Origin of the sequence: Nocardia shimofusensis NBRC 100134, from assembly GCF_001613125.1 — a bacterium.
GTDB lineage: Bacteria > Actinomycetota > Actinomycetes > Mycobacteriales > Mycobacteriaceae > Nocardia > Nocardia shimofusensis.
In genome coordinates, this window is record NZ_BDBT01000009.1 from 116,430 (window position 1) to 139,408 (window position 22,979).

The following is a 22,979-nucleotide window of genomic DNA, read 5'->3' on the forward strand; positions in this document are numbered from 1 at the left end:
GACCGGGCGCAGCCGCCCGGTCTTCGTCCGGCGGTGTCGGTTCCGGCGTTCTCTCAGTCCAGGCTCGGACGTTCGGAATTGTCGTCCCAGGTGGGCCACTCGGCGCTGACCTGCCCGCTCCAGTCGGGCTGACGCCGCTCCCGGAAGGCCGCCATCGCCTCGCCGCCGTCGATGCTCTTCGCGACGTGCTCGTTCAGGTCGGTCTCCAACCGGCCGACCATCGCCGGGCTCATGCCCAAGCTCTCCCACAACAGCCGCTTGGACAGCGCCACCGGCAGCGGCGCGGAACCGTTGGCGAGGTCGTGGGCCACCGACAGCGCGGTCGGCAGTACTTCGCCACCGGCCAGGCAGGCATTGGCCAGGCCCATCGCCACGGCTTCCTCGCCGTCGAAGGTGCGACCGGTGAGCATGATGTCGGCGGCATTGGCCATGCCGACCAGGCGCGGCAGCGTCCAGTGCGCGTAGCCGTCGGCGATCACGCCGCGGCGCACCTGGGTGAGGCCGTAGACGGCGTCGCGGGCCAGGTAGCGCAGGTCGCACTGCAGGGCCAGCGCCAGGCCCAGGCCCACCGCGTGCCCGTTGACGGCCGCGATCACCGGCTTGCGGACCCGCCACGGCGCGGGCTCGATGGTCGCGCTGACCTCGCCCACGCGCTGCGACAGGTCCGCGCCCGCGCAGAACGCGGGCGGGGTGCCGGTGATGACCACGGCTCGGATCGCGTCCTCGGCATCGCACCTGGCCAGCGCCGCACCGAGTTCCGCCGCCATGGCGGGAGTGAAGGCGTTCTGCTGGGCGGGACGATTGAGTGTGAGGACGGCGATGCCCGCTGAGACATCGACGAGCAGTTCCGAGCTCATGGGGGGATGGTAGCCGAATTCGTCGCTGAACAAGCCGGCGCCGAATTCGGTCAGCGCAGAATCTTGCGGCCGATAGCGTACTTGTGGACCTCGGTCGGACCGTCGTAGAGGCGGAAGGCGCGCATGTCGCGGAAGATCATCTCCACCACGGTCTCATCGCTGATGCCGATGCCGCCGAGGACCTGCACCGCCCGGTCGGCGACCTTGAACAGCTCCTCGGAGACATAGGACTTGGCCATCGAGCTCTCGTGGCGGGCCTTCTCGCCCTGGTCCATCAGCCAGCAGGCGTGCCAGATGGTCAGGCGGCACTGGTGCAGCGCGATCTCGTTGTCGGCCAGCATGAACGACACGCCTTGGTGCTCGCCGATGGTCTTGCCGAAGGCGGTGCGGGTCTTGGCATGGTCGATGGCGATGCTCTGCACGCGCTCGGCCGCGCCCAGCCAGCGCATGCAGTGCGTCAGGCGCGCCGGGGCCAGCCGCAGCTGGGCGTAGCGCAGCGCCTGGCCCGCTTCGCCGAGCAGCGCCGACTTCGGCAGCGTCAGGTTGTCGAACCGCACGACGCCGTGGCCCTGGACGTAGTTGCGGTCCATGGTGTTCATGGTGCGCTCGATGACGATGCCGGGCTGGTCGCCGTCGGTCAGGAACAGCGTCGGGCCTTCGGGCAGGTGCGGGTTGGCGGCCAGGCGCGCCATGATGATCCAGGTCTTGGCGCCGTTCGCGCCGGTGATGAGCCACTTGTGGCCGTTGATGACGAAGTTCTCGCCGTCGAACACCGCCTCGGTGGACAGCTGGCCGGGGTCCGAGCCCGCGCCGTTGGGTTCGGTCATCGCGAAGACCGAACGCTGGTGGCCGTTGATCACCGGCATCAGGTAGGTGTCGATCTGCTCGGAGTTCGCGATCTTGCCGAGCAGGTACATGTTGCCCTCGTCGGGCGCCGCGCAGTTCATCGCCACCGGACCGAGGGTGGACCAGCCCGCGGCTTCGTAGATGACGGCCTGCTCGACGTGGGTCAGGCCGCGACCGCCGAGGGCCTCCGGCGCCTGCACGGTGAGCAGCTTCTCGGCGCGGGCCAGTTCCACGAGTTCCTGGCGCAGCTCGTCGGTGGGGCCGTGCGCGGTCAGGCGCGGGTCGCGCTCGAACGGGACGATCTTGTCGATGACGAATCGGCGGACGCGGTCGCGTTCGGCGGCGAGTTCGGACGGAATCGAGAAGTCGATCACGGTGGCAACCATTCGTTCGGTGGGCGATTGTGACGAGCATACGAAACCGCCGACCGACTATTGATGGCGAGTGCCATCAATTCACCCCCCCGGGTGTGGTGTCAGGCGGCGACCGGACGGCCGCGCCGCGCCGAGGTTCGCCGGGAGCCGACCACGCGGCAGATCAGGTAGATCACGAACGAGATGGTCGTGACGAAGGTCGACACCGGCACACCGGGCGCGAGCGAGAGCAGGATGCCGCCGACCGCGGCGAGTTCGGCGAAGACGATGGCCAGCACCGTCGCCCGTACCGGATCGGCGGTCAGCTGCGCGGCCGCGGCCGCCGGGGTGATCAGGATGGCCAGCACCAGCAGTGCGCCCACGATCTGCACGCCGAAGGCGGCGGTGACGCCGAGCAATACCGCGAAGACCACCGCCAGCGCCCGCACCGGCACCCCGCGCGCGAGCGCGACCTCCGGATCGGTGCTGGCGAACAGCAGCGGGCGGTAGATCGCCGCCAGCACCGCGAGCACCACGACGGTGCCCGCGATGAGCATCGCCAGGCCGCTGTACCCGACGCTGACGACCTGACCGGTCAGCAGTGAGAACTTCGAGCCGGCGCGTTCGGGACCGAGCCACAGGAACAGCACCGACAGGCCGAGACCGAAGGACAGCACCACCGCGATCACCGAATCGCGTTCGCGCGCCCTGGTACCGAGCAGGCCGAACAGCACCGCCGCCACCACCGAGCCGGCGATCGCGCCGAACCCGACGCCCACCCCGGCCAGCAGCGCCGCGGCCGCACCGGTCAGTGACAACTCGCTGGTGCCGTGCACCGCGAACGACATCTGCCTGCTGATGATCAGCGGTCCGATCGCGCCCGCGAGCAGCCCGAGCAGCGCCGCCGCGAGCAGGGCCTGCTGGACGAAGTCGTAGCCGAGCAGGTCGACGGTGGTGGAGAAATCGAACATCGAGCCGAGGACGTCGGCGAGTTTGTCCATCAGGCGTGGACTCCGCTCTGGGTGGTCTCGGCGTGGCAGTGCTCGGCGCCCGCCGAGCCGAGCGCGTCGAGGGTGTCCCCGGTGCCGACGACCACCAGTCGCCCGCGCACCCGCAGCACGTCGACCTCGGTGCGGTAGAGCTCGGAGAGCACCTCGGAGGTCATCACCTCGTCGGGCGTACCGATCCGGAACTCACCGTTGACCAGGTACAGCACCCGATCCACCAGCGGCAGGATCGGATTGATCTCGTGGGTGACGAACACGACCGCGGTGTCGTGGGTGCGCCTGCGCCGATCGATGAGCTCGGCGACCAGCCGCTGATTGGCCATGTCCAGGCTCAGCAGCGGCTCGTCGCACAACAGCACCTTCGGATCGCCGACCAGCGCCTGGGCCACCCGCAACCGTTGCTGCTCGCCGCCGGACATCAGTTCCAGCGGCGCGTGCGCGTAGTGCTGCGCGCCGACCGCGGCGACCGCCTCGGCCACCTTGCGCTTGCGTTCGCCGCGTCCGCGCAGGCCGAGGCCCCACCGGTGCCCGTCGACCCCGAGCCCGACCAGATCGACTCCGCGTAACTGCACGCCGGCGTCGATGGTCTTCTGCTGTGGGATGTAGCCGATGTCGGCATTGCCCGTCCGGGCGGGAGCGCCGACGATCTCGGCGGTGCCCGCCCTCAACGCCAGCTGTCCCAGCAACACCTTGAGCATGGAGGTCTTGCCACTGCCGTTCGGGCCGAGCACCGCGACGAACTCACCGGGGGCGATGTCGAGATCCAGGCCGTCCCACAGCGTGCGTTCACCGAAGCCGAGTCCGGCGCCGCGCAGGCGGATCGCGGGCACGGCGTCATCGCGCCGGGAGCGGTCGGGCTCGGCGGCGGGTACGGCGGTCGGTTCGGTCGGTTCGGTCAGCGCTGCTCCCGGGGCGGAGTCGGAATGCTGTGGGCAGGATGGGGCGGATCGGGTGAGCCGCGGGCCCGGGAACTACCGCGACAGGGCGGTGGCCAGTGCCTCGGCGTTGCGGGTCTGCCACTGAATGTAATCCAGGCCCTCGGGCAGGGTTTCGGTCACCTCGACAACGGGGATGCCCGCGGCCTCGGCGGCGGCCCGGACGTCCTTGGTGGTCTTGTCCTCGGTCTGCACGTTGTAGACCAGCGCGCGCACCTGAGCGCCCGCGATCAGCTCGCGCACGGCGGCGACGGCGGCCGGGGCGGGGTCGGTGCCCTGTTCGATCGCTTCCTGGAATTCGCTCGGGGTGCGGTCCTGCGCGCCCACGGCCAGCACCAGGTAGGAGGCCAGCGGCTCGGTCTGCAGCACCGGCTGTCCCGGACGCTCGGCGGCGACCCGGGCGGTGATCTCCTCGACCGCGGTCAGACGACCGGCGAAGGCGGCGGCGCGTTCGGCGTAGGCGGCGGCGTTCTCGGGATCGAGTTCACCCAGCGACTCGGCGATCCGCTCGGCGACCTCGCCCGCGACATGGGTGTCGTACCAGACGTGCTCGTTGCTGTGATCGTGTTCGCCGCCGTGGCCGGGGTCGGTGCCGTGGCCGGGTTCGTCGGCGTGATCGGCTTCGTGGCCGTGTTCCTCGCCCGTGGCGGTGTCACCCGGCTCCTCGGCGGCGGCGGCGACGGCGACGGCGACGGCCTCGACGGTGGGCTTGTTCTTCCCGTCGACGGCCTTGGCGATGAACTCGTCGTAGTGCCCGCCGTTGTAGACGATCAGATCGGCGTCGGAGATCTGCGCGGCCTGGACCGCGGTGACCTCGAAGGAGTGCGGGTCGGCGGCAGGATCGGAGATCAGCGCGGTGACCTCGGCGTCGGGCCCGGCGACCGTGGCGGCGATGTCGCCCCACACATTCGTGGAGGTGACCACGCTGATCCGGCCGGAATCGGCCTCGCCGGTGGTGCAGGCGGTCGCGCCCGCGACCGTCAGGGCGGCGATGGCCACGGCGCTGCCCGCCGTGCCCGCGAACCGGGCAATTCTGTTCGTCACGCTGGGTACTCCACTCACGGCAAGCCAAAAACGGAAACGATTACCATAAACGATAGCGTACCGGGCTGGTCGTGTCCTGATCGGTTGCCCAGGTTGTGCTCGAGGACACCGGCGATGGCGGCTACGGCCGCGGGACATCGGGGCTCAGGTCACCCGCGTGGGCTCGCGGCACCCGTTCGACGCGAGCGGCCCCGTGACCACGAGTGGGGTCACGGGGCCGCCGCGATGGGTCGAACCGGCGAGGCGAGGCTCAGACGAGAGCCTGCACCGGCTGGGAGAGCAACTGCGCGCAGCGCAGCAGGCCGAGGTGGCTGTAGGCCTGCGGGTGATTGCCCAGCGAGCGCTCGGCGATCGGGTCGTACTCCTCGCTGAGCAGACCGGTCGGGCCCGCCACGTCGACCAGCTGGGCGAACAGCGCTTCGGCGTCGGAGCGCTTGCCGATCAGCAGGTATGCCTCGACCAGCCAGGCCGCGCACAGGTGGAACCCGCCCTCGCCGCCGGGCAGGCCGTCGTCGTGGTGGTAGCGGTAGACCGTGGAACCGCTGCGCAGCTCGGCCTCGGTCGCCACCACGGTGGCGGCGAAGCGCGGATCGGAGGGATCGATCAGACCGGACAGGCCGATGTGCAGGGTCGCCGCGTCCAGGTCGGTGCCGTCGTAGGCCGCGGTGTAGGACTGCACGTCGTCGTTCCAGCCCTTGGCCCTGACCTCGTCGGCGATCGTCTCGCGCAGCGACTCCCACGCCGGGTCGGCCTCGCGATCGAAGCGCTTGGCCAGCGTGAGCGCGCGGTCGACCGTGAGCCAGCCCATGACCTTGGAGTACACGTGATGGCGCGGGTTGCCGCGGATCTCCCAGATGCCGTGGTCGGGCTCCGTCCAGCGCCGCTGGACGGCCGAGACCATCGCGCACACCAGCTCCCAGTCGGCGTCGGGAAGGACGGCGCTCGGGATGGTGATGCCCTTCTTCTCACGCGCGTGCGCCAGCGCCGAGATCAGATCGACGATGGGGCCGAACACGTCGAGCTGCACCTGCATGTTGGCCGCGTTGCCGACGCGCACCGGGCGCGAACCCGCGTAGCCGGGCAACTGGTCGATCACCGCCTCGGGCGGCAGGGTCTCGCCGTAGATGGTGTAGAGCGGGTGCAGCCGCTCGGGGCCGGGCAGGGTCTCGAGCACCCGGTGCACCCAGCCGAGGAACTGATCGGCCTCTTCCAGTGAACCCAGTGTGACGAGGGCCTGCGCGGTGAGCGCGGCGTCGCGCAGCCAGCAGTAGCGGTAGTCCCAGTTGCGCACGCCGCCGATGTCCTCGGGCAGCGAGGTGGTGGCCGCGGCCAGGATGGACCCCGACGGCGCGTGCACCAGACCGCGCAGGGTCAGTGCCGAGCGCTTCATCAGGTCCGGCTTGAGCGGCGGCAGGTCCAGGGCGTTGGACCAGTCCCGCCAGTAGGATTCGGCGATCCGCCTGCGTTCGGCCTCGCTGGTCCTGGACGGCTCCAGATCGTTGGTGCCGCACCGCAGTTCGAGCATGACCGGGCCCTCGGACGGATCGACCACCGCGGTGGCGACGTCGTGGTTGCCCTCGTTCTCGATCGTCCAGCGCACCCCGCGCGACCGCAGCACCATCGGATCGTTGGTACCGCGCACCCGCAGACCGCCGGTGACGGCCTCGATGCTCACCGGCACCTGCCCGAATTCCGGGCGAGGGGCGAAGGTGACCACGGCCTTGGCGTGACCGGTGATCACGCGGGTCAGGTCGGTGCGGGTGGGGGAGACGTCATGGGGCAGGTAATCGGTGACCTGCAGACTGGCCCAACGGGTTTCGACGGTCATGGTGCCGTCGACATAGCGCTGCGACAGCGGCAGCCCGGGACGCTGCGGCGCGACGCTGAAATGCCCGGCCTGCGGTCCGCCGAGCAGATGGGCGAACACCGCCGCCGAATCGGGCTCGGGATGGCAGAACCAGGTGACGGTGGCGTCCGGGGTCAGCAGCGCGACCGAGCGCGGGCTGGCCAGCATGGTGAGCCGCTCGATGCGCGGGGCGCTGGCCCCCGCCAGCCAGGTGCGTCGCTCCTCGAGCAGGTATGCCAATGCGCGAGAGACGGTTTCGGTGCTGTCGACGCGGTACTTGGCCAGGCTGTCGCCGTCGCCGACCTTGATGCCGAGGTCGGGCCCGGACAGCACCCGGAAGGCCTTCTCGTCGGTGACGTCGTCGCCGAAGAACACCGCGGCGGTCGCGCCGTGCTGATGGCGGATGGTGTCGAGCGCGGTGCCCTTGTCGGTGTGCACGACGGCCAGTTCGATCACCGCTTTTCCTTCGGTGACCTGCACGCCGACCCAGCACGCCGGCCCCTGCCGCGCGGCGTCCAACGCGCGGCGCGCGATCTCGGGCGCGGCGTTGCGCACATGCAGCGCGACGCTGGCCGGCTTGACCTCGATGGTGGTGCCCGGGTTGTCGGCGGAGATGTCGCCGAGCACCTCGTAGACCTCGCGCAGCAACTGCTTGGCGTCGGCGTCGATCGCGTGCACGAAGCCGATGTCGAATTCCGAACCGTGGCTACCGATCAGCTGGACCTCGACGGGAAGACGCGAGAGCGCCGCGAGGTCGCGTAGCGCGCGACCGGAGATGACGGCGGCGGTGGTGCCGGTCAGACCGGCGAGGGCGCGTAGCGCGCTCACCGACTCCCAGTGGGGAGTCGCCTTGGACGGGTCGGAGACGATCGGGGCGAGCGTTCCGTCGTAGTCCGAGGCGACCAGCAGTCTCGGTTCGCGCGCGACCGTCGACAGTGCACGGCGAAGTTCTTGTGGCAGATCCTGTGCGCTCACGCATCCAACCTAATGATCGGAGGGGGATGTTTCACGGGCGGGCAGAACAATACTGTGTTGAATTTGCCGCACCACATCGCGCCGGTCGCTGTGCGCGCGATAGCCAGCCCAGATCAACCGATTCGGCCGGTTAACGCACAAGTAACCGGCGGGTAACCTCGTGGTGGGACGGCTCCGTCCGGGCTACCTCTGATCGCCGAGCAGCAGATCGACGGTCAGTTCCAGCCTATCGCTGACGTCGGTCGCCGAGGCCCGGCGGGTGAGCCATGCCACAAGATTCGACAGCCACACGTCGCTGATGACGCGGGCGATGGCCAGCTGGCGTTCGTCGGGCTCGCCGTCGTTCATGGCGCGGGCGAACACCCGGTCCATCACCTTGCCGACCCGATCGACCTCGGCGGCGGCCGAGGCGTCGGCGAACATGAAGGCCCTGGTCATCGCCTCGGTGAGCAGGGGGTCGCGCTGCATCATCCGGGTGATCTGGGTCAGCAGCAGGTGCATGCGCTCGCGCGGCGACGCCCCGGCCAGCGGCTTGCGCTTGCCCTCGAACTGCTCGAATTCACGTGCCAGCGCCGAGACGAGCAGATGCACCTTGGAGGGGAAGTAGCGGTACAGGGTTCCCACGGCCACGTCGGCGCGCTCGGCGACCGCGCGCATCTGCACCGCGTCGTAGCCGCCCTTGGAGGCCAGGGCCAGGGTCGCGTCCAGGATCCGCTTGCGGCGCTCCCGCTGCGCAGCCGAACTCAGCTCGTCCTCGCTCAACGTGGTGACCGTCGCGGGACGCGAAGCGGCGGGCTGTGGTCGGGAGGGGCTGGCCATGGGGTGAGAGTCCTTTCCGCCAACGGTGGTTGCGCCGGTCCCAGGCCCTCTCTTGACTTGACCCGGCATGGATATTAGAACATGTTCTAGGTGTGGGAGTCACGCCGGGAAGGGCGGTATGGACTGTGACCATCGCCACCACTGACGAGCATAAAGCCGTTCAGGAGTCGATGCGGGGGTGGGCCGGTTCGGTCCGTCCGATTGCAACAATGCGCGCCGAGCCGACCGGGTTCTGGCGCGGGTACTGGCCTGCCCTCGCCGATCTCGGGGTGTTCCGTGTCGCGGTCGCCGAGGAGGCGGGCGGCGCGGGCGCGACGGTCGCCGACCTGGCGGTGCTGCTCGAACAGGCCGCCCACGATCTGGTCGGTGGGCCGGTGCTCACCACCGCGCTGGCCAACCTGGTCACCGCGGGAGCGCTCGCCGAGGACCAGCCCTGCGGGGTCGCCGTCGATCCTGACGACGCCGATCGTGCTGGGGACAACGAACTTTCGCCCGGACCGCAGGACGGCACGGGCACGCTGACCGGCAGCTGGCCGCAGGTGCTCGGCGCCGAGCCCGGTACCGCGGTGTTGCTGCCGGTTCGCTCCTCGGCGGCGCCGGGGGGAGTGCGCTGGTGCCTGCTGCCGCCGGACGCCCCCGGGCTGCGGATCGAACCGCTGACTCCCACCGATCCGAGCGTCCCGCTGGCCCGTGTGCACTGCGCGCAGACCCCGGTCGCCGAGGACCAGGTGTTCACCTCGTCGCGCTCGGTCGAGGATCTGCTGGTGGTGCTGGTCGTGGCCGAACTGGCCGGGCTGGCGGGCTGGTGCCTGGACACCGCCGTCGAGTACGCCAAGGTGCGTGAGCAGTTCGGTCGCCAGATCGGTTCCTTCCAGGCCGTCAAACACATCTGCGCCTGGATGCTGTGCCGCACCGAGCTCATCCGCGCGGTGGCGCTGGACGCCGCGGCCGCCGTGGACGAGGGCGGCGAGGAACTGCCGATCGCCGCGTCGATCGCGGCGGCCATCGCGCTGGACGCGGCCGTGGAGACCGCCAAGGACTGCATCCAGGTGCTCGGCGGCATCGGCTTCACCTGGGAACACGACGCGCACTTCTACCTGCGCCGGGCCACCGCGCTGCGCCAGCTGCTCGGCGGCGGGCCGCGCTGGCGGGCCAGGGTCACCGAGCTCACGCGGGCCGGGCACCGCCGCACCACCGGCGCCGACCGGGTGCTGGCCGCCGACGGCGTCGAGGTCGACGGCGCCGCCGCCACCGGCCTGGCCGAGGAGGTCGCCGCGATCGCCGCGCTGCCCGCCGACCGGCAGCGCGACGCCATGGTCGACGCCGGTTTCGTCATGCCGCACTGGCCGCGCCCCTACGGCCGCGCGGCCGACCCGATGACCGGCCTGATGATCTCCGAGGAACTGCGCCGCGCGGGCCTGAGTTCCCCCGATCTCGCGATCGGCGGCTGGGCCGTGCCGACCCTGCTCCAGCACGGCACCCAGGAGCAGATCGACCGGTTCGCCTGGCCGACGCTGCGCGGCGAGGTCGTCTGGTGTCAGCTGTTCAGCGAACCCGAGGCGGGCTCGGATCTGGCCGCGCTGCGCACCACCGCCACCAAGGTCGAGGGCGGCTGGCGCCTGCGCGGTCAGAAGGTGTGGACCTCGCTGGGCGATCGCGCCAACTGGGGCATCTGCCTGGCCCGCACCGATCCCGAGGCGCCCAAGCATCGCGGCATCAGCTACTTCCTGGTGGACATGCGCAGCGAAGGGCTGCAGGTGCGCCCGCTGGTGCAGATCACCGGTGAGGCGCGGTTCAGCGAAGTCTTCCTCGACGATGTCTTCGTGCCCGACGACTGTGTGGTCGGCGCGCTGAACAACGGCTGGAAGATCGCCCGCTCGACACTGTCCGCCGAACGGATCGCCATGGGCGGCAACGGTATCGGCCGAGCGCTCGAGGAGCTGATCGCCAAGCTACCCGACACCGGTCCCGGCTCGGAGCTGATCGCCGACCGGCTCGGCGGTTTCGTCGCCGAGGCCATCGGCGGCCTGCTGCTCGAGCAGCGCGCTGCGCTCACCGTGCTCGCCGGCGGTGACGCGGGCGCGCAGAGCAGCGTGCGCAAGCTGGTCGGGGTGCGCCATCGGCAGGCGGTGGCGGAGTTCGCGGTGGAGAGCTCGGGTCCACTGGGCGCGCAGGAGACCGCCGAGGTCACCGAGTTCCTGCTCACCCGCTGCCTGTCCATCGCCGGCGGCACCGAGCAGATCCTGCTCACCGTCGCCGCCGAGCGGATTCTCGGGCTGCCCCGCGACGCGGTCGGCTAGCCGCACAAGCCAACTGGGAGAACAACCGTGGATTTCACCAGGGACGAGGGTCAGGACGCCGTGGCCGAGGTCGTCGTCGGCCTGCTCGAACGGGAGCAGGCACGCGACTTCGGGCTGTGGCGCAGCCTCGTCGAGACCGGTCTGCTCGGCCTCGCGCTGCCGGAACGTTTCGGCGGCGACGACATGGGCCTGCCGGAGATCTCGGTGCTGCTCACCGAGCTCGCCACCGATGCCGTCGCCGTGCCCGCGCTGCCCACGCTGGGTTTCGGCCTGCTGCCGTTGCTGCCGTTGCTGCCGGATGCGGTCGCCGAGGTCGTCTATCCGGCGATCGCCCAGGGCGCGATCGTCACCGCCGCGCTCAGCGAACCGGGCGATCCGTTCACCACCTCGCCGAAGACCACCGCGGTCGCCGACGGGGACACCGTCCGGGTGAGCGGGCACAAGATCGCGGTGCCCTACGCCGACGAGGCCCGCTGGCTGCTGATCCCCACCGACGCGGGCATCGCGCTGATCGACGGCGACGCACCGGGTCTGAGCCGCATCGCCTCCCCGGCCTCCGGCGGCCTGCCGGAGGCCACCGTGCGGCTGGACAACGTGGAGATCCCGGCCGAGCGTCTGCTGCCGGGCGATCTCGCCGACCTGCACCGTTACGCGGTCGCGGCGATCGGCTCGGCGGCCGACGGACTGCTCGAGGGCGCGTTGAAGCTCACCGCGGAGCATCTGCGCACCCGCCGCCAGTTCAACCGGCCGCTGGCCGAGTTCCAGGCGGTCGCCCAGCAGGTCGCCGACCTCTACGTGGTCTCGCGCACCCTGCACGCCGTCGCCGCCTCCGCGACCTGGGCGCTGGCGCAGGTCGAGACCGGGGCAGACGATCAGGACCATCGCGCGCGTGTCGACGACGACCTCGACGTGCTGGCCTATACCGTGACCGCCGAGCTGCCCGCCGCCATGCAGAAGTGTCATCACCTGCACGGCGGGCTCGGCGTCGACATCACCCATCCGATGCACCGCTACTACTCACAGGCCAAGGATCTCGTCCGCTGGCTCGGCGGTGAGTCGCTGCGCCTGGACCGTCTAGGAGCAAGATGTTCATCGATCTGACCGCCGAGCAGCGTGCGCTGCGCGACGAATTGCGTTCCTACTTCGCCGATCTGGTCACCCCCGAAGAAGAAGCCGAGATGGCGATCAACCGCCACGGCGACGCCTACCGCGCGGTGGTGCGCCGGATGGGCAGCGACGGCTGGCTCGGCGTGGGCTGGCCCAAGGAGTTCGGCGGGCAGGGCTTCGGCCCGGTCGAACAGCAGATCTTCTACAACGAGGCGGTGCGCGCCGATGTGCCGCTGCCGCTGGTGACGCTGCTGACCGTCGGCCCCACCCTGCAGACCTACGGCACCGAGGAACAGAAGCAGAAGTTCCTGCCCGGCATCCTCACCGGCGACATCCACTTCGCCATCGGCTACTCCGAGCCGGAGGCGGGCACCGATCTGGCCGCGCTGCGCACCAGCGCGGTCCGCGACGGCAACGGCGACTGGATCGTCAACGGCCAGAAGATCTTCACCACCGGCGCGCACGAAGCCGATTACGTCTGGCTGGCCGCCCGCACCGGCACGGTGGACTCGCGCCACCGCGGGATCACCATCCTGATCGTGGACACCTCCGACCCCGGCTACTCCTGGACGCCGATCATCACCTGCGACGGCGCCCACCACACCAACGCCACCTATTTCGACAATGTGCGCGTGCCCGCGAACATGCTCGTCGGCGAGGAGAACCGGGGCTGGCGGCTGATCACCACCCAGCTCAATCACGAGCGGGTCGGGCTCGGTCCGTCCGGCAAGATCGAGCAGCTCTACGACCGGATGCGCGATTGGGCGAGAAGTCAGGGTGCGCTCGCCGAACCGGACGTGCGCCGTGCGTTGGCCAGGGTGCACTCGATGGTGCGGCGCAACGAACTGCTGAACTGGCAGGTCGCGGGCACCGCCGAACGCGCCGACGCCGATCAGGCGCAGGTCATCGCCGACGCCTCGGCGACCAAGGTGTTCTCCACCGAATCGCTGCAGGAGGCGGGCAGGCTGGCCGAGGAGGTGGTGGGCCGCTTCGGTGACCCGGCCGATCCCGCGACCGCCGAGCTGCTGGGCTGGCTGGACCGGCGCACCAAACAGAACCTGGTGGTCACCTTCGGCGGCGGCGTCAACGAGGTCATGCGCGAACTCGTCGCCACCGCCGGGCTGAACCTGCCGCGCGTGCCGCGCTGAGCGTCCGGGATACCCACCCCGGCAGCTCGCCCCAGCCGCTCCGCGCGGCAGCACAACGCGGCAGCACAACGCAGCAGCACAACCGCAGCAGCACAACGCAGCATCGACAAGAAGGAGCCGTGCGCGTGCCGGAAACCGCAACGCCGGAAGACATCGCGGCCGCCGCCGAGAAGATCATCGCGGCGGGGGAGTCCGCGCCGCGCCTGGCGCGCGACCCGGTCAACCAGCCCATGATCAACAACTGGGTGGAGGCGATCGGCGACACCAACCCGATCTACGTCGACGACGAGGCCGCCCGCGCCGCCGGTCACCCCGGCATCGTCGCGCCACCCGCGATGGCCCAGGTGTGGACCATGCTCGGGCTGGGCGGCGTTCGACCGCCCGACGACCCGATGACCGCCACCAACGAGCTGCTCGACGCCGCGGGCTACACCTCGGTGGTGGGCACCAACTGCGAGCAGGTCTACCACCGCTACCTGGTGCCCGGCGAGCAGGTCACCGTCACCAGCACGCTCGACTCCTGCATCGGCCCCAAGCGCACCGGCCTGGGCGAGGGCTGGTTCGTCACCTACCGCACCTGCTGGTACGTCGGCGACGAGCTGGTCACCGAAATGCTGTTCCGCATACTGAAGTTCGCGCCCGAGACCGCGGCTGCGCAGAAGACGCAGGACAAGCCCGCGGGGGATCGCGTCAAGCCGCTGGTCTCGCATGACACCGAGTTCTTCTGGGAAGGAACGAAACTCGGCGAACTGCGCGTCCAGAAGCTGCCCGACGGCTCGCTGCGGCACCCGCCTGTCCCGGCGATCTGGAAGGACAAGTCCGAGCAGACCGACTACGTCGTCGCCACCGGCCGCGGCACTGTCTTCAGTTACGTGGTGCACCACGCGCCGAAGGTGCCCGGACGGCAGCTGCCGTTCGTCGTCGCCCTGGTCGAACTCGACGAAGGCGTGCGGATGCTCGGTGAACTGCGCGGCGTCGATCCCGCGGACGTGCGGGTCGGGCTGCCGGTCGAGGCCGGTTTCGAACAGCTCGACGACGACGCCACGCTGCCCTACTGGAAGGTGAGCTCATGACCCCGTCCACTCCGGTGTCGCCGTTCCCCACCGGCGTCGCGGTGGGCACGGCCCTGCCCGAGCTGGTGATCCACGCCGATCCCACCTTCGTGATCAGCACCGCGCTGGCCACCCGCGATTTCCAGGACGTGCATCACGACCGCGACAAGGCGGTCGCGCGCGGATCGAAGGACATCTTCGTCAACATCCTCACCGACACCGGCCTGGTGCAGCGCTTCGTCACCGACTGGGCGGGGCCGCGCGCCATCGTGAAATCCATCGCGCTGCGGCTGGGCGTCCCGCTCTACGCGGGCGACACCCTGACCCTCACCGGCACCGTCACCGAGATCTCCGGCGGCGACCTGACCATCGCCGTCGTGGGCCGCGACAGCCTCGGCGACCACATCACGGCGACCGCGGTCATCGCCGTCAACAACGGATTCGCCGGAGGCAGTGATGACTGAGCCGGAGGCAGTGATGACAGAACAGCAACCGCTGAGCCGCCGCGCCGCCATCGTCGGCATCGGCGCGACCGACTTCTCCAAGGAATCCGGCCGCAGTGAACTGCGCCTGGCCGCCGAGGCGGTCACCGCCGCGCTGGCCGACGCGGGCCTGACCCCCGCCGATGTGGACGGCCTGACCACGTTCACCATGGACAACAACACCCAGGCCGCCGTCGCCCGCGCCACCGGCATCCCGCAGCTGAGGTTCTTCAGCCACATCGGTTACGGCGGCGGTGCGGCCTGCGCGACCGTTCAGCAGGCCGCGATGGCCGTGGCCACCGGGGTGGCCGATGTGGTCGTCGCCTACCGCGCCTTCAACGAACGCTCGGTGTCGCGCTTCGGCCAGTTCTCCACCGCCCTGGCGAGTGCCCCCACCTCCTCGGGCATCGACGCGGGGTGGTCCTACCCGCACGGCCTGGGCACTCCCGCCGCGCAGGTGGCCATGGTCGCCCGCCGCTACATGCACGTCTACGGCGCCACCAGCGAAGACTTCGGCCGCGTCGCCGTCGCCGACCGCAAGCACGCCGCGGTCAATCCCGACGCCTTCTTCTACGGCAAGCCGATCACCCTCGACGATCATCAGAACTCCCGGTGGATCGCCGAGCCGCTGCACCTGCTCGACTGCTGCCAGGAGTCCGACGGCGGTGTGGCGATCGTGGTCACCAGCGTCGAACGCGCCCGCGACCTGCCCCACCGGCCCGCCGTCATCGCGGGCGCGGCGCAGGGCAGCGGCGCCGACCAATACGTCATGACCAGCTACTACCGCGACGCCCTCACCGGCCTGCCGGAAATGGGCCTGGTCGGCGAACAACTCTGGTCGCAGAGCGGACTCGGCCCGCAGGACATGCAGGCCGCCATCCTCTACGACCACTTCACCCCCTTCGTCCTCATGCAGCTCGAGGAACTCGGCTTCTGCGCCCGCGGCGAGGCCAAGGACTTCATCGCCGACGGCGCCATCGAGCTCGGCGGCCGCCTGCCGCTCAACACCCACGGCGGCCAGCTCGGCGAGGCCTACATCCACGGCATGAACGGCATCACCGAGGCGGTCCGCCAGATTCGCGGCACGTCGGTCAACCAGGTCGACTCGCTGGAGAACATCCTGGTCACCGCCGGCACCGGCGTCCCCACCTCGGGCCTGGTCCTCAGCGCGAACTGAGTCGGAACCGACCGCCGCCTGTCACGGCGGCGGTCGGCTCCTGTGTCCCGCTCCGAACTCGGCACCTTGCCGGTGTGCATCGCGGCGACGGGTGCGGCATCGCGCGTTGTGGCCGAATTCGAGGGCAGCACAGTTGCGCTGCGGTGACCAGCTGTTCGGCGTCAGGGCGGTGCCGGACGTCGCGTACCGTGGCGGCGGCAGTCCGCCCGACCGAGGAGTTCCCGCCATGAGCGTCCGGCATTTCGTCGACGTGCACGTCTTGTTGCTGCGCGATCGGTCGGTGCTGCTGAGCAGGCGGCGCAGCGGCGACGAGTTCGACGGCCTCTGGCATCTGCCCGCCGGGAAGCTGGAGGCGGGCGAGTCGGCGAAAGCCGGTGCGGTGCGGGAGGCTTTCGAGGAGGTCGGCGTGCGCATCGACCCGGCCGATTTGCGGCTGGTGCACACCGCGCACGTCGTCGACGTGGACAGGCCCGATCGGGTCGGGCTGTTCTTCGAGGCGCGGCGCTGGGCGGGTGAGCCGGAGAATCGGGAGCCCGAGAAGTGCTACGAGCTGCGCTGGTTCCCGCTCGACGCCCTGCCGGAGGACACCATCGCCTACCCGGCCGCGGGCCTCCGTGGCGTGCTCACCGGTGAGATCTATTCCGAACTCGGCTGGCCCGCCGACTGATCCGAGGTTGCTGAGCGGTGCTGCTGGTCGGGCACGTTACCTCCGAGCCTGCTGCTCGGACACCGGCCGATTCGCTGTCGCTTGCCGATTCGAAGGCGCCGCTTGCCGATTCGAGGCTGCGGTTACCGAGCTCGGAGACCGTGCAGGTAGCTGCCGACCAGGCCGGCGAGCTGTTCGACGCTGTCGGCCGTGCCGGGCGCCAGCGCGCGACGAGGGCCGGCGAACCGGTCGAACACCGCGCCCTCGAGCACGGCGACGAAGTCCTCGGCCGCCCGCTGATCCTCGATGTCCCACGCAGAGAACAGCTCTTGTGCCCGTTCCGCCGAGAACAGGCTGCCCGCCAGCCGGTCTCGTATCTCCTGGTCGGCGTGCCCGTCGACGATCAGCGCGTGCCGGGTGAGGAGGTCCGCGCGCCGGTCCAGCAGCAGCCGGTCCAGCCATGCGGCGATGCCGTGCGCCACCTCGGCGGTGGACGGCTCGGTGTCCGCGTGGTCGAGACCGAAGCCCGCGGCCTCGAAGTCCGTGCGCGAGCGTTCCGTTATCCGGTCGGCGACCGCCGTGAGCAGGGCGGCCCTGGTGCGGAAGTAGTAGGACACCGAGCCTGGCGGCAGGTCGAGGGCGTTGTCGAGCGCGCGGTGCGTGAGCGCGCGAAGCCCGTGCTCGGCGATCACCGAGACGGCCGCGTCCGCGATCCGGGTACGTCGGTCGGCTGTGGACATCATCACCTGCTCTGGTCTCGGGTCGAACCCATCCCCTACAACTGTAGAGGTGACTCTACGTATGTAGAGGAAGGAGATCCCGATGCGCATTCGAGCGGGCAGGCAATCTCGGCCCGAGGAGATCGGGCCGGTGGGCACGCCTCCGGGGGAAAGCGGCCGTCCGCGGGTGCGGCCGTCCGAGTCGACGGACGAGGCGGAGGCAGACAAGGGCGCGCCGGACAGCGGGCGCGGCCCGAACGGGCTCGAACTCGACGCGGCCCAGCGCGCGGCGGCCGATCACCTGGCCGCCCTGCTCGACAGGCGCGGGCGCCCACGGCGCGGCAGCGGCGGGGTCTACCTGCACGGCCCGCCCGGCCGGGGGAAGACGATGCTGATGGACCGGTTCTCCGCCACCGCGTCCACGAAGCGCAAGCGCCGGTGGCACTTCCACGAGTTCTTCGCGCACCTGCACGCCGCCGCCACGACGACGAGCGCCGTCGGCGACGCGGTCACCCGGCTGATCGGCGACGCCGAGCTCGTCTGCTTCGACGAATTCCACGTCCACGACATCGGCGACGCGATGCTCATCGCCCGACTGCTCGACGCGTTGTTCGACCGTCGCGTTCCGCTCGTGGTCACCTCGAACTACCCGCCCGCGGATCTGCTCCCCAACCCTCTGTTCCACGACCGCTTCCTGCCCGCCATCGCCCGCATCACCGAGCGCATGACCGTCGTCGCGCTCGACGGTCCGCGGGACTATCGCCGCCTCCGAGCCGGGGATACCCGCCACCGGGCGACGGAGCCGGTCGTGCCGGGCGGTCTCCGGAACAGCTGGGCCGACCGGGCGCAGATCCAGGGCGCGCCGACCGAGGGCGCGGACCTGTGCACCGGCTTCGCGGCGGGCGATTACCTGGCCGGCGCAGCGCCGTCCTTCGCGGGCGTCACGGTTGTGCGTGTCGGTGTCCGAGAGTTCACGGTGCGCAGCATCGACAACCGGACGCTGGCAGCGGACTTCGCCGAGCTGTGCGGCGCGGGTCTCTCCGCCGCCGACTACGTGGCCCTCGCCGCGCGGTTCGAGCGTTGGATCGTCGTCGGCGTCCCCCGGCTGTGTTCGGTGCCGCCGGATCAGGTGATGCGCTGGGTGAATCTGGTCGACGTCCTCTACGACGCCGACCGCATGCTGACCGTCCACGCCGCGGTGCCGCTCGCCGAACTGGCGACCGGTGTCGCGCCGGTGGCGGGAGTGGCCGATCTGGGCCGCACCGTGAGCCGGCTCTATGAGATCTCACATGACGGCGACGCCCGAGCTGGGTGATCGCCGGAATGCCGCCGATCTGGGCCGAAACCGCAGCTACCGGCCGGTACGAAGTCTGCGATTCGGCTCCGGCCGCACCGTCCGGCATGTCAGGATGTGGCTGTTTCGGGTGGTGACGGATGTGGTGACAAATGATCGTGGTGCGGGCGCATGCGCCGATATACCGCGTGATCGGGGCGGTCGCGTTGATCGCGGTCGCCACCGTCGCCCTGCGCGGGCACATTCCCGGCGCACCGGTCACCGAGGCGACCGCCGATTCCGGCCCCTCGGCGCTGACCGTCGCGGTGATGCCGGTGTTGCTGACCGTCTCCATCGTGGTGCTGCTGGCAGGCGTGCTCGCCAGTCGGCACCGGTTGCCGTTGAGCATGCCCGAACCCGAGCACGAGACCGAACCGCTGAACTTCCGGTGGGGTCGTAACGGGTTGATCGTGCTGGCCGCGCTCGCGGGGCTCGGCCTGATCCTGATGGCCGTCTCGGCTCTGCTGCTCGTTCGGATCGGCGGCGGCGCCCCGACCGCCCCGTCCGGTAGGGATCTGCCCTCGGGCGATCAGCCCACCGGCACGCCCACCCTCGGGCCGGGCACGACCACCCAGCTCACCGGCGCGGAATTGCGGCTGGCGATCGTGGCGGCGGTGGTGCTGGTCGCGGTGGCCTGCCTCGGCCTGGTGGTCGTCGGCATCACCGCCCGCCGCCCGCCCGCGCCGAGCGCGCCGGCCGAAGCGCCGATCGGCCCGACCGAACAGGAATCGCTGGCCAGGGCCGCCGAAATGGGTCTGGCGGCGATGAGCGCGCCCGGCCAGGAACCGCGCACCGCCATCATCGCCTGCTACGTCGCGATGGAACATGGCCTGGCCTCGGACCGCACGGCCGCACCGAAGGCCTCCGACACCCCGATGGAGGTGCTGGCCCGCGCCTTCGCCAGCGGCAAACTGCACGACACCTCCGCCAAGGAGTTGGTCGCCATGTTCGAGGAGGCCAGGTTCAGCCCGCACGCCATGCTCGAATGGCAGCGGATGCGCGCCGAGCAATTGCTGCGCATCGTGCTCGCGGACCTGCAGGGCGCGACCCTGACGAGCGCGGGGGTGCGGGGTGAGAGCGGATGAACCGCAAAGCCGTGGTGGTGATCGCGATCGTCGTGGCGCTGCTGGCGGAAGCTGTCGCCTTCGCCAGGTGGCGCGAGGCGATGTTGCCGCTGGCCGCGCTGCCGGTCGCCGTCGCACTGGTCGCGCTGCTGTGGTCGCTGCGCGAGCGCCGAGCGCCCCCGTCGGACAACAGATCCGAGGAGATCGACAACGGTCCCGTCGAGATGCTGCGCCGCTGGCAGGCCAGGGCCGAGATGCTCGCCGCCCGCGCCGACGGCACCCGCGCCGACTGGGACCGCCACCTGCGTCCCCTGCTGGCCAAGGAATTCGAGCTGTCGGCGGGCACCAGGGTCGCCAAGAACCGCCGGGCGATGGAGGCCGCCGGGCTGCACCTGTTCGGGCCGGACCTGTGGCGCTGGGTCGATCCGGCCGATTCCGAAGTTCGTGATCAGAGCACACCCGCACCGGGCAGGGCGGCCCTGGACGAGATCCTCGGCCGTCTGCAGAGAATGTGAGACGAATTGAGCATGACCATGCCACTGGAGGCGACCGTCCAGCGCGCCGAGGCGGTGCTGCGGGAACTGTCCCGCGTCGTCGTCGGCAAGCAGGAGGAGTTGCGGCTGATCATGATCGCCGTGCTCTCCGGCGGCCACGTCCTCATCGAGGATCTGCCGGGACTCGGCAAGACGCTGATCGCCCGCTCCTTCGCCGCGGCGCTGGGCCTGGAGTTCACCCGCGTGCAGTTCACCCCGGACCTGCTGCCCGCCGACCTGCTCGGCTCCACCATCTACGACATGAACTCCGGCCGGTTCAACTTCCGCCGCGGCCCGGTGTTCACCAATGTGCTGCTGGCCGACGAGGTCAACCGCACCCCGCCCAAGACCCAGGCCGCGCTGCTGGAGGCGATGGCCGAGGGCCAGGTCAGCATGGACGGTGAAACATTCCCGCTGCCACAGCCTTTCATCGTGCTGGCGACCGACAACCCCATCGAGTACGAGGGCACCTACCCGCTGCCGGAAGCCCAGCTGGACCGCTTCGCCGTGCAGTTGCGGCTGGGCTATCTGTCCGAGCACGACGAGGCGCAGATGATCCGGCGCAGGCTCGAACGCGGCTCGGTGCAGCCGGAGGTCAACCGGGTCGTCGACGCGCACACGCTGTTGGAGATGCGCCAAGCCGTCGAGTACGTGACGGTGCATCCGGATGTGGTCGGCTATGTGGTGGCGCTGGCGAGCGCGACCCGAGGGCATCCACAGGTGGAGGTCGGCGCGAGCCCCCGCGCGGAACTGGATCTGGTGCAGATGGCGCGGGCCCGCGCACTGCTGCTCGGCCGCGACTACGTGATCCCCGAAGACGTGAAGGTACTGGCGATCCCGGCGATGGCCCACCGCATCACGCTGCGTCCGGAGATGTGGGTGCGGCGGGTGCGCGGGGAGGATGTGATCGGCGAACTGCTGCGCAGGCTGCCGGTGCCGCGCGCCACCGCGACATGAGGCGCCGGGACCTGAGGCGGGCGAGATGAGACATCGTGACGCCGCGGGCACCGTCGAGGCCGAACTGCGTTGGCGGCCCGCCGCATTGGCCTACATGCTCGCCGGGTGCGCGGCGGTCGCCCTGCTGACGGCGGTGGTGCTCGCGCGCTGGCAGCCGGTGGTGTTCGCGGCGCCGCTGCTGGGGGTGCTGGCCTCGGCGCCCTGGCAGCGGGCGCGCACGATGATCGGGCTCGACGGCGGCGGCGTCCAGCGTTGTTTCGAGGCCGAGCGGATGGAGTTCTCGGTCGCGGCGTATGTGGAGTCCGGGCACGCGCTGCTGCGGCTCGCCCCCGAGCCGATGACGGGCCTGGACACCGCTGTCGAGCAGACCGACGATTCCGGGGCCGGGCCGGCCGGACTGCGCCTGAGTCTGTCGGCCGCGCGGTGGGGGCGGTATCCGTTGTCGGTGCGCGTCACCGCGCTGAGCCCCTCGGGTTTGGCGACCGCGAGCGAGATCCTGCCCGCCGGACAGCTCTACGTGTATCCGGTGACCGACCCGCAGCGCATGCGCATGCCCAGAACCGAACTGCCCGAACGTCTCGGCACCCATCTCACCCGCAGGCACGGGCCGGGCGTCGAGTACGCCGACATCCGCGTGTACAGCCCGGGCGACCAGTTGCGCACGGTGAACTGGCCGGTCAGTGCCCGGCGCGGGCGGCTGTTCATCACCGAGCGCCTGACCAATCGGTCCGCCGATGTCGTCGTCCTGATCGACACCTCGCTGCAGGCTCCCGGCCCGGCCACCGACGCGCTGGAACTGTCGGTGCGCGGCGCGGCCCAGGTCGTCCAGTCCACCCTCTCGGCGGGCGACCGCACCGCCGTGGTGTGCCTCGGCGACCAGCCACGCTGGCTGCGCCCCGACATCGGCCGCCGCCAGTTCTACCGCATCGTCGACACCGTGCTCGCCGTCGGCGACGAACACATCCCCACCACCGGCACCCTCGCCCCGCACGCCGCCGTCCCGCTCGGCGCGATCATCGTCGCCTTCTCCACTCTGCTCGACACCCAGTTCGCCCTCGCGTTGATCGACCTGCGCAAGCGCGGGCACGTCGTGGTCGTGGTGGATGTGTTGCGCGGCACCCCCTTCCGCGAAGAACTCGACCCCACCTTGGCCCGCATGTGGCATCTGGAGCGCGCCACCATGTACCGCGACATGGCCGCCGTCGGCGTCGACATCGTCGGCTGGCCCCAGGACGTGCGCCTCGACCAGGCCATGCGCCTGTTGCCCGCCCACCGCCGAAGCACCCGGATACGCCGATGACCCGTTTTCTCGCCGTCCTGGCAGGCGCCCTGCTCACCGCGGGTGTGGCCTTGCTCTCCGCCCCCGCCGCCTTGCCCACGCTGATCGTGGTGGTGCTCGGCTGGTGGTTCCGCGCCGCCGCGGTCGCCGCCGTCCTGCTCGCGCTCGCGGTGTTGACGTTCGCCGACGTCGGCGCGGTCGAGTCGGCCGCCCTGGGCCTGGTCGCCACCGCCTACCTGCTCAACGCCGCCACCGTCTCCGCCCCCACCGGCGTCGTCCCCACCACCCTTCCGTCGGTCCTGGGCGCCATCGGCTTCACCGCCTGCGCCGTCGCCGCGGCCCTGCTGCCGGTGAACCTCGCGTGGGCACCCGCACTAGCCCCGATCGCCGTCATCGTCCTGTACTACTCGGTGGTCCAATCCCTGGCCCAGCGGCGACGCCCGGCGCAACAGCAGGTGGACGCCGCTGTCGGGTGACACCCCTCCGATCGGGTGGAGCAC

The 22,979-nt window shown here is 70.6% G+C and carries 21 protein-coding genes; 13 read left to right on the top strand and 8 right to left on the bottom strand.

Going from position 1 to position 22,979, the window contains the following annotated elements:
* Window positions 1-53: 53 nt before the first annotated feature.
* The 7 genes from NS3_RS12440 to kstR form a co-directional block, all read right to left on the bottom strand.
* A complete protein-coding gene (locus NS3_RS12440) occupies window positions 54-857 on the bottom strand; it encodes an enoyl-CoA hydratase/isomerase family protein (protein ID WP_067858855.1) in 804 nt (267 codons plus the stop codon).
* A gap of 50 nt (window positions 858-907) precedes the next feature.
* Window positions 908-2,077, bottom strand: a complete 1,170-nt coding sequence (locus NS3_RS12445) for an acyl-CoA dehydrogenase family protein (RefSeq protein WP_067858858.1) — start codon at window positions 2,075-2,077, stop codon at window positions 908-910.
* A gap of 101 nt (window positions 2,078-2,178) precedes the next feature.
* On the bottom strand, window positions 2,179-3,057 hold the full coding sequence (locus NS3_RS12450) for a metal ABC transporter permease (RefSeq protein ID WP_157101292.1): 879 nt from the start codon (window positions 3,055-3,057) through the stop codon (window positions 2,179-2,181).
* Window positions 3,057-3,962 carry a metal ABC transporter ATP-binding protein gene (locus NS3_RS12455; protein ID WP_373865302.1) on the bottom strand — a complete coding sequence of 302 codons (906 nt, stop codon included), beginning with the start codon at window positions 3,960-3,962 and terminating at the stop codon, window positions 3,057-3,059. Before NS3_RS12455 ends, NS3_RS12450 begins: the two co-directional genes overlap by 1 nt.
* A 72-nt stretch (window positions 3,963-4,034) precedes the next feature.
* Window positions 4,035-5,042, bottom strand: a complete 1,008-nt coding sequence (locus NS3_RS12460; protein ID WP_245649585.1) for a metal ABC transporter solute-binding protein, Zn/Mn family — start codon at window positions 5,040-5,042, stop codon at window positions 4,035-4,037.
* Window positions 5,043-5,292: 250 nt separating this feature from the next.
* On the bottom strand, window positions 5,293-7,863 hold the full coding sequence (gene otsB / locus NS3_RS12465) for a trehalose-phosphatase (protein ID WP_067858511.1): 2,571 nt from the start codon (window positions 7,861-7,863) through the stop codon (window positions 5,293-5,295).
* A gap of 183 nt (window positions 7,864-8,046) precedes the next feature.
* Window positions 8,047-8,682 carry a cholesterol catabolism transcriptional regulator KstR gene (gene kstR, locus NS3_RS12470; RefSeq protein ID WP_040794202.1) on the bottom strand — a complete coding sequence of 212 codons (636 nt, stop codon included), beginning with the start codon at window positions 8,680-8,682 and terminating at the stop codon, window positions 8,047-8,049.
* Window positions 8,683-8,807: 125 nt separating this feature from the next.
* On the opposite strand from kstR, the gene NS3_RS12475 reads away from it, so the two are divergent.
* The 7 genes from NS3_RS12475 to NS3_RS12505 all read left to right on the top strand — a co-directional run bounded on the left by NS3_RS12475 (window position 8,808) and on the right by NS3_RS12505 (window position 16,615).
* The gene (locus NS3_RS12475) at window positions 8,808-10,982 is read left to right on the top strand and encodes an acyl-CoA dehydrogenase family protein (protein WP_067858513.1); all 2,175 of its coding nucleotides are present in this window, start codon (window positions 8,808-8,810) and stop codon (window positions 10,980-10,982) included.
* 27 nt (window positions 10,983-11,009) lie between these two features.
* Complete coding sequence (locus NS3_RS12480) at window positions 11,010-12,083, top strand: acyl-CoA dehydrogenase family protein (protein ID WP_067858516.1); 1,074 nt, start codon at window positions 11,010-11,012, stop codon at window positions 12,081-12,083.
* Window positions 12,068-13,237, top strand: coding sequence for an acyl-CoA dehydrogenase family protein (locus NS3_RS12485; protein ID WP_067858519.1), 1,170 nt, complete (start codon window positions 12,068-12,070; stop codon window positions 13,235-13,237). The genes NS3_RS12480 and NS3_RS12485 overlap by 16 nt, the downstream gene beginning before the upstream one ends.
* A 125-nt stretch (window positions 13,238-13,362) precedes the next feature.
* Window positions 13,363-14,310 carry a bifunctional MaoC family dehydratase N-terminal/OB-fold nucleic acid binding domain-containing protein gene (locus NS3_RS12490; protein WP_067858864.1) on the top strand — a complete coding sequence of 316 codons (948 nt, stop codon included), beginning with the start codon at window positions 13,363-13,365 and terminating at the stop codon, window positions 14,308-14,310.
* A complete protein-coding gene (locus tag NS3_RS12495; RefSeq protein WP_067858522.1) occupies window positions 14,307-14,753 on the top strand; it encodes a MaoC family dehydratase in 447 nt (148 codons plus the stop codon). Before NS3_RS12490 ends, NS3_RS12495 begins: the two co-directional genes overlap by 4 nt.
* A gap of 13 nt (window positions 14,754-14,766) precedes the next feature.
* Window positions 14,767-15,948: a lipid-transfer protein gene (locus NS3_RS12500; RefSeq protein ID WP_067858525.1), complete on the top strand. Its 1,182-nt coding sequence runs from the start codon at window positions 14,767-14,769 to the stop codon at window positions 15,946-15,948.
* A gap of 226 nt (window positions 15,949-16,174) precedes the next feature.
* Complete coding sequence (locus NS3_RS12505) at window positions 16,175-16,615, top strand: NUDIX hydrolase (RefSeq protein ID WP_067858867.1); 441 nt, start codon at window positions 16,175-16,177, stop codon at window positions 16,613-16,615.
* 122 nt (window positions 16,616-16,737) lie between these two features.
* Here NS3_RS12505 and NS3_RS12510 read toward each other — a convergent pair whose 3' ends face one another.
* Window positions 16,738-17,334 carry a TetR/AcrR family transcriptional regulator gene (locus NS3_RS12510; protein WP_067858870.1) on the bottom strand — a complete coding sequence of 199 codons (597 nt, stop codon included), beginning with the start codon at window positions 17,332-17,334 and terminating at the stop codon, window positions 16,738-16,740.
* 82 nt (window positions 17,335-17,416) lie between these two features.
* Between NS3_RS12510 and zapE the strand changes: the two genes are divergently transcribed.
* The 6 genes from zapE to NS3_RS12540 all read left to right on the top strand — a co-directional run bounded on the left by zapE (window position 17,417) and on the right by NS3_RS12540 (window position 22,955).
* The gene (gene zapE / locus NS3_RS12515) at window positions 17,417-18,628 is read left to right on the top strand and encodes a cell division protein ZapE (protein ID WP_084495444.1); all 1,212 of its coding nucleotides are present in this window, start codon (window positions 17,417-17,419) and stop codon (window positions 18,626-18,628) included.
* Window positions 18,629-18,759: 131 nt separating this feature from the next.
* Window positions 18,760-19,731: a DUF4129 domain-containing protein gene (locus tag NS3_RS12520; protein WP_084495446.1), complete on the top strand. Its 972-nt coding sequence runs from the start codon at window positions 18,760-18,762 to the stop codon at window positions 19,729-19,731.
* Window positions 19,728-20,225: a hypothetical protein gene (locus NS3_RS12525; RefSeq protein ID WP_067858528.1), complete on the top strand. Its 498-nt coding sequence runs from the start codon at window positions 19,728-19,730 to the stop codon at window positions 20,223-20,225. Before NS3_RS12520 ends, NS3_RS12525 begins: the two co-directional genes overlap by 4 nt.
* Before the next feature lie 12 nt (window positions 20,226-20,237).
* Window positions 20,238-21,200 carry an AAA family ATPase gene (locus NS3_RS12530; protein ID WP_067858531.1) on the top strand — a complete coding sequence of 321 codons (963 nt, stop codon included), beginning with the start codon at window positions 20,238-20,240 and terminating at the stop codon, window positions 21,198-21,200.
* A 25-nt stretch (window positions 21,201-21,225) separates the two neighbouring features.
* Window positions 21,226-22,500, top strand: coding sequence for a DUF58 domain-containing protein (locus NS3_RS12535; RefSeq protein ID WP_067858534.1), 1,275 nt, complete (start codon window positions 21,226-21,228; stop codon window positions 22,498-22,500).
* Window positions 22,497-22,955 (top strand): hypothetical protein, encoded by a 459-nt coding sequence (locus NS3_RS12540; RefSeq protein ID WP_067858537.1) that lies wholly within the window; start codon window positions 22,497-22,499, stop codon window positions 22,953-22,955. Before NS3_RS12535 ends, NS3_RS12540 begins: the two co-directional genes overlap by 4 nt.
* Window positions 22,956-22,979: the final 24 nt, after the last annotated feature.